Genomic DNA, 11992 nt, shown 5'->3' with positions numbered 1-11992 from the left:
TTTTTTATCTGACAACAAGTTTTTCTCTTTTTGAACCAAGACCAATTATGTACGTGCCCGAAGACAGAAAAGACAGATTAATTACTCCATTTCCGGAGAGATTTTCAGTATAAATTTTTTGCCCTTTCGCATTGTAAATATGAATTGGAATATCGTTGATGTTTTGAAGATTATAATTCAGCAAACGATCAGCTCCCAGTGGATTGGGATAAATTTCGATCGATTGATTGTATTCAATTACCGATGTTTGAATGTCCTGCTTTCCCCACGAATATATTTCCCATCCGTCGATGGCATTACGATTGGCATTTATCGGAACACTTCCGTCCTCCATCGACACAAATCCACCTTGTCCCAACAGCGCCATTTGGCCGTTTGAAAGGTTTATCCAGTAAAACTTTTCCGTTTCGCCAATTTCATCTTTGGTACATGTCATTGAGGTGGTACCGTTGTTCGAGCTCACATATTTTCCATTGTTTCCGAGCAATGCAATTTTGCCATCGCCGGCATCAACAACGGTAAAAACTTCGGTTTCGCCAACTGTAAAAGTATTACAAGTCATTGGCGACGTTCCATTCTCAGAACTGATGAAACTACCATTGTAGGCTTCAAACCACACGTTATCTCCAATTCCGATGTAAGAGTCGGTTTGCGTGAAGTTTACAATGGTGTCGATCAATTGATCATTTCTTATAAAATTGGGTGTGGTAAATTTATCCCACTTAGCTTTTATCTCTTCTTCGGTATCGAAGTTCAGATCGGGCGCCGGATTAAAGTTCCCGAGGTATAATCCCCAGTTTCGTTCACTGGTATTGTTTTTATAGCACCAGTTCGACCACGATCCGCTGAAAGAATTAACTCCCCTCATCCACTTGCTCCAAAGATCAAGATGCGTCCAAAAGTTATATTCGCCCGCCAAAACAGGAACATTCCAATGCATTTGGTGCCACGACATATCGGCCAAAGCATATTGAATAAATCCATTTTGTGAGTCCCAATTGTAAAAGTCGGTATTATAATAATGCGCCTGGTATAACACGTTTTCCCAACCTCGGGCAACCGGGGCATCAATCATATCGAAATTGTAAAATGCCTGAACCGAAATAATGTGATCGGGATCGATCTCGCGCACCGCCTGATAAATTTTATCGTACATGGAACTGGTTGAGAAGGATGAATTGTTACTCACCGGTTCATTCATCAAATCGTAGGCACAAACAGCAGGTTCTCCTTTAAAATGCTCGGCTACAGCTTTCCACAGGTCAACAGTCATTTGCTGATATTCCTGACTACTCCACAGTTGGTTGGTTACGGCCTGACCGCTTGTAATGTAGCCGTCCAATCCACCGGGTGCGCCATGCAAATCGAGCATCACATATATTTCTCGTTGAGAACATTCTTCAACCACCCAGTCGAGTTGGGTAAAGGCGTTTTCTTTTATGGTTCCGTCGTTGTTCATTACTTCCATCCAGTAAAACGGCACGCGAACCATGTTCATTCCCATCGCTTTTATACTGTCCAAATCTGCGGTGGTAATCCACAAATCCTGGTAGTAATCCCAAATCGAATCGGTTTTTGCCACACCAAAACGGTCGTACATCGCGTTTCTAACCGAATAATCGTCGTTCATCAAAAGGTACAATTCCGAAATGGTCCAGGTGTTAAGCGAGCTGGCCGCCAGCGTGATTTTCATGTACTGCGCTTCAACGGCACCAATTTCAATATCCACAACTGTACTGGTAGAACCACTTCCCGATGTAATTTCAGTCCAGCTGGTTCCGTTTGTTGAAATCTCAATGCGGTATTGCGATGGCGATTCATTTGCATTGTCGCCACCCACCAGGCTAATTTTATCGAAAACAACTTTCTCTTTAAGATCGAAAGTTAACGACTGTTCAACCACCGAAGTTTGGTTGGTTGATGAGTTCCATCGAGTTGTTTCATCTCCGTCGATAATATAATTCAGATTGTCGCCGGAAACATTGGCAGAAGCCGAAATTGTCCACTCCGAGCGGTCGATCAAACCATATCCCAATGGCCCGATCCAATGCTCCATACTTAGCCACGATCCAAAGTTTGTTCCGCGCAAAGCAACCACATCGCCTTCACCCGACTGATTGCGGATTACAGGCCCTGAAGCTTTAAGAAAATCGGAGGAAGTGAACTGAGCAAAACACGCCTGATTAGAAATCAATAACTGCCCAACTACTACGACAAAAACTCCTAGTATTAACTTCTTCATCTTAACCATTTTAAAAGATTACACGCAGCACAAAACACGATGATAAACTGCCAAAATTATATGGTAAAATTTGGAGGGTATGTTATAGAAAAATAAAGTAAGCAACCATCGTATACGGTCATACTCCGGTTGCTTACGCTACTTTAGACTAACAAATTAATATCCCGGATTTTGTACCATATCCGGATTCAAACGTAATTCTCTTTCAGGAATTGGGAAAAGCAAACGATCGCTTGTTACGTTATAAGCTTCGTTGATTGGCGAAACACCTTCAGGATAATAATAAGCCTGTGGATTTGCTTTGATTTTTGCTCCTTGAGCATTCATTACCTCAACGGCAGTTCCCCAACGTACCAAATCTAACCAGCGTTTATTTTCGAAAGCCAACTCAATTTGTCTTTCTTTCATAATCGCCTCTCTCAATTCCGACTGGCTGCTTAATGCCAACTCACTCAATCCTGTTCTTGGATGTGCATGAACCATATTCAGGTAAGTTAATGCATCACTGGTTTCGCCTTGTTCGTTTAATGCCTCAGCTAACATTAGCAGCACCTCAGAGTAACGATAAACCGGCCAGTCGTTATTTGTATTTGGTGCAATTTGCGCACCGTGTACATATTTTTTCACGTAAGGACGATCAACATAACCTTCGCCGGTGTAGAAACCGATTGAAGCGTCGAGACGTAAATCACCTTCTTCGTATTGTGCAATTAAGTCGGGTGTTGGAGTATTCCAACCTGCATAGTTATTTGTACTTCCGCTTGGAAATCCAGGAATAACGCCCGGATTGGTTAAAATTGGCAAGAAGTTATAGGCCCAGTTACTTGCAGCTCCCGCTGTTGGATCATCGGTATACTGAACTTCAAAAATCATCTCGGCATTGTTCTTATTATTTGGATCGAAGATTGCTGCATAATCCGATAACAGTGAATAACCTGTTACGTTTCTCAAAGCAGCTTCGGCATTCGCCCAATCTTCCATAACAAGGTAAGCATTACCCAACAAAGTATAGGCGGCTCCGTTTGCCACATATCCGGGAGCTTGAGCATCGCGGCCTGGTAACAACTCGGCAGCCTCTGCTGCATCAGCAACAATTTGCTCCAGAACCTCTGCTCTTGGCGTTCTGTTTTTCAATGTTTCCTCGTAGCTTGTTGCAGGCTCAGTCATTAACGGAACATCGCCGAAATACTGAACCAAATCGAAATGTGCAAAAGCTCTTAAAAACAAAGCCTGTCCTTTATAATTGTTTTTCGAAGCCTCGCTGATATCAGCATCGTCAATCTGGCTTAAAATCTGGTTGGCCCTTCCAATTATATAGTAGTTGTTATTGTATTTGTTCGATGTTGATCCGCCGTTCGAATCATCAATAAACAAGTCAACATATTCTCTGTCGGCATAACCGCGGTTCGATACATTGTAGCTAAATGTGGTGTTGTCCGATCGCATTTCACCCATCGTCCAGGCGCCGTAACCGGCCAAACCGGTGTTATAAAGCGAGCGCACCGGCTGATAAACGCCAATAATGGCCTGTGCGTAATCTGATTCGGTTTTGTAAAAGTCCTCGGCCGAAACAACTGTTTCCGGCAGGTTCGTTAAAAAGTCGTCGCTGCATGAAGTTGCTCCAAGCAAGGCAGCAATTATCAAGTATATTAAATTATATTTTTTCATCTTTCTAGTCATTTTAGGATTATAAGTTCAAGTTAAGACCCAAAGTAAATGTTCTTGGTACCGGGTAAGCAGTTTTATCGTTTCCGGCATACAAACCACCGGCTGCTGATACCTCGGGGTTATTACCCGGATACTTGGTGAAAACATAAGCCTGCTGAATACTTCCGTAAACGCGTAAGCCCTTAACAATTCCTGAATTTTTAAAAGGTACCTGATACCCTAAAGTGATGTTTTTAATCGCAAAATAGCTGGCATCGTATAAGAATTTCGAGCTCATCCAGTCGCGCTCGTAACCTGTTGTTCCCGAGATTACTTTACCGTAAATTCCATCACCCGGATCTTCCGGCGAACGCCATCTGCGATCAACTGCTTCAAGCACATTAAATGCACCGTCGAGGTTGGTGGTGAAACGCTCGATGTGATTGAATATTTTGTGGCCGAAAGCTCCCTGGCCAACAATTGAAAGATCGAAATTTTTATAGTTGAAGGTGTTTGTAATACCGTAAGTTGCTTTTGGTGCAGAACTTCCGAGTACAAATTTATCGCGGTCGTCGTTATTCACCCAACCATCGCCATCTTTATCGGCAAATTTTACGGTTCCTACCTGAGCACCGTCTCTGCCAACTGCATCAATTTCTTCCTGAGTATAATATAGTCCTTCCCATTTCAAAGCGTACAACTGACCAATTGGCTGACCAACTTCTGTAATTGTATTTTCGCCATAAATTGCAGCATTCGAAGTACCCAGTTTCAACGCTTTATTGCGGTTGAAAGAGATGTTGAAATCAGTGCTCCATTTAAAGTCGCCGGTTAAGTTTTTGGTGTTCAACGTAAATTCATGTCCCCAAAATTCCAGCTCGCCAATGTTGGTAGTAAAGCTGTTAAAACCTGAAGAAACAGGAATATCAACGGTGTACAACAAGTTATCGGTATTTCTGTGGAAATAATCGTAAATCAGGTAAATACGGTTATTAAAGAATCCGATATCGAAACCAACGTCGAACTCCGATGTATTCTCCCAGCCCAGTTCATTGTTGTTCAGTCCGTTCAAACTTTTTCCGCTTTGAAGAACACTGTTCATTGGCGAATTGGTAGCCACCATACTTGCATATTGTGTGTAGTTACCAATGTTATTGTTACCGGTTACACCATAGCTGGCGCGTAACTTCAGGAACGACATTTTTGGAACTACCGACATAAATTCTTCCTCAGAAGCAACCCAGCCCAAAGATGCTGAAGGGAAATCTCCCCAGCGGTTATCAGAACCGAACTTTGAAGAACCATCGCGACGATAAGCCAACGATACCAGGTAACGTTGTTTATAGTTGTAGTTTACACGGCTGATCAACGATACCAGCGACCAGTCCTGAATATCAGTTGACCCGGTAATAGTTGTCGCAACGTTTAATGTTTGAATGTTATTGTCGGGATAGCTTGATCCGTACATTACACCACTTTCGCCGTGTGCACTTTGCGATGAATAACCGGCTAAAACATCGAAGTTATGATCGTCGATACTCTTCTTGTAAGTCAGGATATTTTCCCATAACCACGAGTAACCAAAAGAATTTGAGTGAGAACCTGAAGTACGTGAGAAATCAGTCGCGCTACCAGGATCAAAGATTCCACCTGCAGTTGAAGGACGGAATGAATCGGCAACATTACTTCCTAAATCAACACCTACAGAAGATTTGTATTTTAAACCTTTCCACAGATCGATCTCAACAAAAGCGTTGGCCAAAACACCAATATTTTTAGCTGTATTTTTTACTACCTGAACCTGGTTGTACCAGTTTGGACCCGGCTGCGAACCGTAATCATTTCCCCATTCTCCGGCATTGATCGGAATAGTTCCGTCTTCGTTAATGTATGGAGCCAGTGGCGAGGTTAACAGTGCACCCTGCAGAATACCGCCAGTTTCGTACCAAACACCATCGCTCGAAGGAGTTTTGTTGTGCGTAACTGTATTCGACAAGTTTACACCCACTTTAATACGGTCGTTAAACTGGTATTCAGAGTTGGCGCGTAACGAGAAGCGGTTGAATTTTGAATTTAACAAAACACCTTCCTGGCTGAAAAATCCACCAACAACCGATGATTTGAATTTATCTTTACTGGCACTGTATTGTACCGAGTAGTTCTGAATTAAGGCTGTGCGTGTAATGGCATCCAGCCAATCTGTTCCTGCTCCGTATTGTTCCGGATTCTGGAACATTTCAGGTACTCCCCATCCGTTTTCTTCGTGAATTTCTTTTTTAAACTGGGCAAATTGTCTGGCATCCATCATATCGGGCAACAGGTATTCAGGAATTTGCTGAAGCCCCTGGTACACATTCACGTCTACTTTCGACTCGCCAAATTTTGCCTGTTTTGTAGTAATCATTACCACACCGTTTGCAGCTCTCGATCCGTAAAGTGCTGTTGAAGATGCATCTTTCAAAACCGAAATGCTTTCAATTTCGTCCGGGTTGATATTCGAGATGTCGCCGGTAATAGGGAAACCATCAACTACGTATAGCGGGTCGCTACCTGCAGAAATAGAAGCCTGACCACGAATACGGATCGACATTCCCTGTCCTGGTATACCTGATGTTTGATTGATCTGAACACCGGCCAGTTTTCCCTGCAGCTTTTGCGAAAGCTGTGCTGTTGGAATATCAGCAATTTCGTCGGTACTTAAATTCTGAACAGCACCGGTAATATTTCTTTTTGATTGTGATCCGTAACCAATGGCAATAACTTCGTCGATACCAATGTTTTCTTCTGTCATGGTAACATCGAAAACCGTTTTATCGCCTACCTCAAGTTCAACGGTGCGCATCCCCACAAACGAAATCTGGAGAACAGTTCCCTGTTCAACTCCTGAAAGCGAAAAGTTTCCGTCGATGTCGGTAACAGTTCCGTTTGTAGTTCCTTTTACAATTACCGTTACACCCGGCAGAGGAAGTCCGTCTTCATCTTTTACCGATCCGCGCACACCATTTTGCTGAGCACCCGAATTTGCGGGTTCATCTTTTAGCTCAACCAAAATCATATTGCTTTGCAGCTCTTTAAATGAATATGGCAACTCGGCGAAGGCTGATTTAAGAATATCACCAATCACTTCGTCTTCGGCATGCAAAGTAACGCGCTGATTTATATCAACTTCATCGTTACTGTAAAAAAAGCGGTATTCGCTGTTTTTTTCGATGTGTGTGAAAAGCTCAAGAAGTGTCGTGTTTTGTACATTAACATCCATTTTTGTGGTTTGAGACCACAAGCTGGCATTGGTTTGTAAGGTAAAAACCAGAACAAGAAACCACGTTAATTTCATAATTCGTACATACTTTTTCACTTTGTGCCCATGGCAGGGCCAAAGAATTCGTTTTAAATTCATAAATTTGATTGTCTTAAAGTTAAACTTCGGTTTAATTTTTACTAAGGGGAGGTGCGGGAACACTTCCTCTTTTTTTTAAACCATTCTTATTCTCTCTCTTTTAGTTCTTAGTGTAAAATGTTATTTCATTGTTGTTTATATTATATCCAACCTTATCCGAAATACTGAAATATGCCAATGCTTCCAGAATACTTTCTCTTTCCAGAATTCCTGTAAACCTTCTGGATTTTACTTCATTGTCGCTAAATTCGATATCAACATCAAACCAGCGCTCCAGCTTTAGTTCCAAATCGCCCAGCGATTCATTTCTGAACACCAATCTTCCTTCTTTCCATTCGGTTTCAGGATCGACATCTTTTAAATTATGAAGTGTCATTTTGTTGCTTTCTTTATCGAAAACAATTTTCTGATTAGGCTTCATTATCGCTTGCTGCGAAGTGCTCGAAATTTGTACACTTCCTTCAACCAAAGTGGTTGATATGGTATTTTCCTCCGGGTATGCTTTTAAATTGAATTCGGTGCCCAACACTTCCACTGTAACAGCACCGGCTTCAACCCTGAATGGAACTTCCTTGTTCTTCTCCACTTTAAAATAAGCTTCTCCTTCAATCTCCACTTCGCGGTATTCCTGCTGAAAGTTATTGTTGAAACGCAATTCACTTCCAGAATTCAGGTAAACCAACGAGCCGTCGGGCAGCGTAACGGTTGATTTGTCGCCCAAAGCACATGTTATTGTCGTGAATGTTGGTTCGCTAACGTTTTGTTGTTTTCCGAGGAAATAAATAAATGGCAGAGAAATAAGCAGCACGGCAATGGCAGCGTATTTTAATACTTCGCCAATTCTAAAGTTTTTTTTCTGCTCTTGATGGATTTCATCCTTGAATTTAAGGATGGCTTTTTCGGTATTGTATTCGTTTTGATCTCCGGTTGCTAACCAGATTTCCTGCAAGTCAGCATACATTTCCCGATTTTCATCAGACCCGTTGATCCAGTGTTGAACCGATGCTTTTTCTTTAGTGGTTGCCTCTCCACTAAAGAGACGAATAATCAGATTATGTATGTTTTCTTCCAACATGAATTTTGTGTTTCTATTGCCATGATGCATTGAAATAAAAAAACCCTGTATGGAAGATAAACTTTTTTAAAATTTTAGAAGCTTTTTAAAATTTATCCAATCATTTTATTACTCGTCTTTTTCACTACTTCTGCGTTGGAATCTCCTTAAATAGCTGTGCTATTCGCGTCAATTCCGCCTTGAATTAGTAAAAAATACTTCATAATATCTCTAATTAATAAAATTTAAACAGCCTCTTATTTCAGAAGCATAAAAAGAAGAAAAGCCGGAAGGTAATCCTGTAAGTTTTTTCGTAACGAAATAACCGCTTTTGAGAGGTGCATTTCAACTGTTTTTACAGCCAGTCCCATCTCATCGGCAATTTCTTTGTTCTTTTTGCCCTCAAATCGTTTTAGCCGAAAAGCTGTTTGTTGCTGAGGAGGCAAAAGATTAACAGCTTCTTCTATTCTTGAATTCAGTTCTTTTATCAAAAGGCTATTCTCAGTAACGCTTTCCGCCACTTCTTTAAAGCCAATATTTTCATTATCGGTGCCCGAAAAATAATCTTCTAACTTTTCTTCTTTCTTCAGTTTCCGCAAATGATTCAGCGAATTATTCGCCACCGCCTGAAACAAATATGATTTTACCGAGCTGGTAATTTCCAGTTTTTTTCGGTTCTCCCAAATCTTAAAAAAGGTCTCGGAAACAATATCCTCAGCAATATCTTTTCTCCCCACATACCTTCTGGAGTAAGCGCACAAACCAACATAATACTCTTCAAAAAGTGATATATAGGTTCCCTCGTCACCCGACTTCAGCTTCTTCAGTAGGTATTTCTGTCTATCCTCCATAAGTTATTTCAGCAAAATAAATATAAACTTATGAATTACAAACTTTATATTGCTACAAACAAATGAATTTAAGAGAAAGCAATACAAATAAACTAAGTGTCAATCCCACGCTTTAACAATGAGAGAGCCAATTGATAAAATGTAATGGTAAATTTTACTTGCGGCTGATAATGCGATCAACCGAAATTTTTCCACTTCCCGACAGCAGTAAAACAATATAACCTACCAGGTAAAGTAAAGCCAATTCTTTGCGGCCAAACGGATCGGCACCATGCGCAATAAAAGCAGCAACGGCCATAGTTACGATTGATGGAATTACCGCCAGACGCGTTCCTAAACCAAGTACGATAAGTATGGAACAGACAACCTCGGCAAAAACGGCCAATACCAACGAAACCTCGGGACCTAATCCAAGTGGATCGCCAAATTGCATTTCGCCGGCTAAAAGGCGCTGTAACTTTGGAATTCCGTGGGTAAGCATAAAACCTCCTGTTGCCAAACGCAGCAGCAACAGCGATAAATCAACACTAGTATTGTTTAATTTTGTTTGAAATAACTTCTTCATAGCGTATATATTTTTTACCCCAAACAACTACAAATTAAAATTGTTGGCACAACTAATAAAAAAGCCCGTTAATACTAAGTTAACGGGCTTCCTATATATCCACTCTTTATAATTCTGTTTTAACAGATTATCTTTCAAATATGATTTTAGGATTTTTACCCCATCCCTGAAGGGTGAAATCCTAAAAAGCAATCTGGTTCCCTTCAGGGTTCAGGGTAAAACAGATTGATTTTATCAATAATTTATTGAATCTGTTAAAATAGAATTAATCAGCCTTCGAAAGCCAAACATCCATTTTATTGGCTCCACGATTATTCCAAACGTAATACGGAATAGCTGTAAATGTTTCTGCTTTTGTTTTGCCCGAAGCTTTTATTACTTCAACTCCTGCCAGCAAATCGGCGTTATAATTACTCTCAAACTGTGTTTCTTCCGATACCTGAATTGTTTCAATTTCAGGATTATCTTTTTCTTCCACACAGTATACAATCGGGCCTCTTTCAATGGCAACTTTGCCTTTGTCGGCCTCAACAAGTTCGCTGGCTTTTACCGTGCGCACCTGCATTGACAAACTAAATTCCACCTCGTCGCCGCTGTTCCACTCGCGATCTAATACGGCGTAACCTTGCTCAGTTGCGTAGCTTACGTTTTCGCCATTAACCAAAATTTCAGGTTTTGCGGCCGGAGCATTTTCGTAACTATACAAATCGCCCGGCAGCGGTTGGTTTTGTGCCCATCCCGGAATACGAACTCGAACAGCAAATTGCGATGCTGTTTCAGGTGATACAGAAATCTTCACCTTGCCATCCCACGGATATTTTGTCTCCTGATCAATTTTTACTTCCGAGTCAGCCATTTTTACTGAAGTGCTGCTCTGAACAAACAGGTTTACGTAGATATCGTTGTCTTTTTGCGCATAAATATAACCAGGAACCGATGGCATAAAACGACACATATTTGATGGGCAACATGAACAATCGAACCAAGGCTCGCGGGTAAGGCTGCCACCACTGTTGAAATGATAGCGCATATCGCACGACAGCGGATTCGGGTAGAAGAAATTCGTTCCGTTGAGTGCGACTCCCGAAATTACTCCGTTGTACAAACTACGCTCCAACACATCGATATATTTTGAATCGCCATGCAGCAAAAACATGCGGTAATTCCAATACACATTGGCAATGGCGGCACAGGTTTCGTTGTAAGCTGTTAAGTTTGGCAATTCGTAGTTTTCGCCAAAAGCTTCACCCTCGTGTTTCGAGCCAATTCCTCCGGTGATATAGATCTTTTTATTCACCACATTATCCCACAATTTGTCAACAGCATTTGAGTAAGCTGCATCTTTATAAAGGGCGGCAATATCGGTCATTCCCGCGTACATATAAGCTGCACGAACTGCGTGTCCAACAGCTTCGTCCTGTTCAACAACCGGTACATGATCCTGGTTATAAGGCCCCCAAAGTTCGCGTTTGGTGCTGTCTCCTCTGAAATCCAGGAAATGCTTGGCCAAATCGAGGTATTCCTTTTTATCGGTGATCTGGTACAATTTGATCAGGCCGGTTTCAACAATTTGGTGACCCGGAACCTGCGGATTTTTATCGGCTCCAAAAACAGAAACCAGCAAATCGGCATTTTTTGTGGCAATATCCAGGAAGTTCTTTTTCCCGGTTGCATGATAGTGTGCTGCAGCAGCTTCGTACATGTGGCCCGCATTATAGAGCTCATGACTCCAGGCCAATCCTTCCCAGCGCTCTCCCGGAGGACACCATTCGGCCGGCGAATGTGTCGGGTCGATAATTTTCCAGGTAGTCAGGTAACCATCTTCAGCCTGCCCGATACTGATAATCTCGATCAAGGAATCAACGTAGGCATCCAATTTCGGATCGGGAATCGTGGTCATTGAATAGGCCGCTCCTTCAATAATTTTATACACATCGGTATCGTCGAAGGGCATGTCGCCACGCACGGTGCCTTCCATTTTGCCACCGGCAATCAGGAAATTCTCGAGGCGACCGGTCTCTTCACATTTCTGAAAAGACGCCGGAATGGTTGCCTTGCGATTGGTTTCAATCTTTGGCAACCAAAAAATATCATTCACCTGAACATCGCTAAACGACACCCCGTTTATGGGATATTCCGCGTGTTCCGGTTTTGTTTCTTTCGGCTGAGTTGAACAACTCGCAAAAAAGAATAAGGCTGCAATAGCCGCAGAAAAAGTTAGTCTCATTAGTTTCTA

Annotated in this window: 7 protein-coding genes; all 7 read right to left on the bottom strand. The window is 41.8% G+C overall.

The window, feature by feature from the left end:
• Nucleotides 1-4: 4 nt before the first annotated feature.
• A complete protein-coding gene (locus tag QZ576_RS05315; RefSeq protein ID WP_297094816.1) occupies nt 5-2242 on the bottom strand; it encodes a cellulase family glycosylhydrolase in 2238 nt (745 codons plus the stop codon).
• A 156-nt stretch (nt 2243-2398) separates the two neighbouring features.
• Entirely contained in the window at nt 2399-3910 is a 1512-nt protein-coding gene (locus tag QZ576_RS05310; protein WP_297094815.1) for a RagB/SusD family nutrient uptake outer membrane protein, read from the bottom strand.
• Between the two features lie 19 nt (nt 3911-3929).
• The gene (locus QZ576_RS05305; protein WP_297094814.1) at nt 3930-7286 is read right to left on the bottom strand and encodes a TonB-dependent receptor; all 3357 of its coding nucleotides are present in this window, start codon (nt 7284-7286) and stop codon (nt 3930-3932) included.
• Nucleotides 7287-7386: 100 nt separating this feature from the next.
• Nucleotides 7387-8361: a FecR family protein gene (locus QZ576_RS05300; RefSeq protein WP_297094813.1), complete on the bottom strand. Its 975-nt coding sequence runs from the start codon at nt 8359-8361 to the stop codon at nt 7387-7389.
• A gap of 236 nt (nt 8362-8597) precedes the next feature.
• Nucleotides 8598-9191: an RNA polymerase sigma-70 factor gene (locus QZ576_RS05295; RefSeq protein WP_297094812.1), complete on the bottom strand. Its 594-nt coding sequence runs from the start codon at nt 9189-9191 to the stop codon at nt 8598-8600.
• Between the two features lie 154 nt (nt 9192-9345).
• Nucleotides 9346-9756: a DoxX family protein gene (locus tag QZ576_RS05290; RefSeq protein WP_297094811.1), complete on the bottom strand. Its 411-nt coding sequence runs from the start codon at nt 9754-9756 to the stop codon at nt 9346-9348.
• A gap of 265 nt (nt 9757-10021) precedes the next feature.
• On the bottom strand, nt 10022-11983 hold the full coding sequence (locus tag QZ576_RS05285; protein WP_297094810.1) for a glycoside hydrolase family 127 protein: 1962 nt from the start codon (nt 11981-11983) through the stop codon (nt 10022-10024).
• Between the last annotated feature and the right edge of the window lie 9 nt (nt 11984-11992).

It is taken from the genome of uncultured Draconibacterium sp. (assembly GCF_913060805.1).
Classification (GTDB): Bacteria; Bacteroidota; Bacteroidia; order Bacteroidales; family Prolixibacteraceae; genus Draconibacterium.
This window is presented reverse-complemented; position numbering and strand designations above follow the sequence as displayed.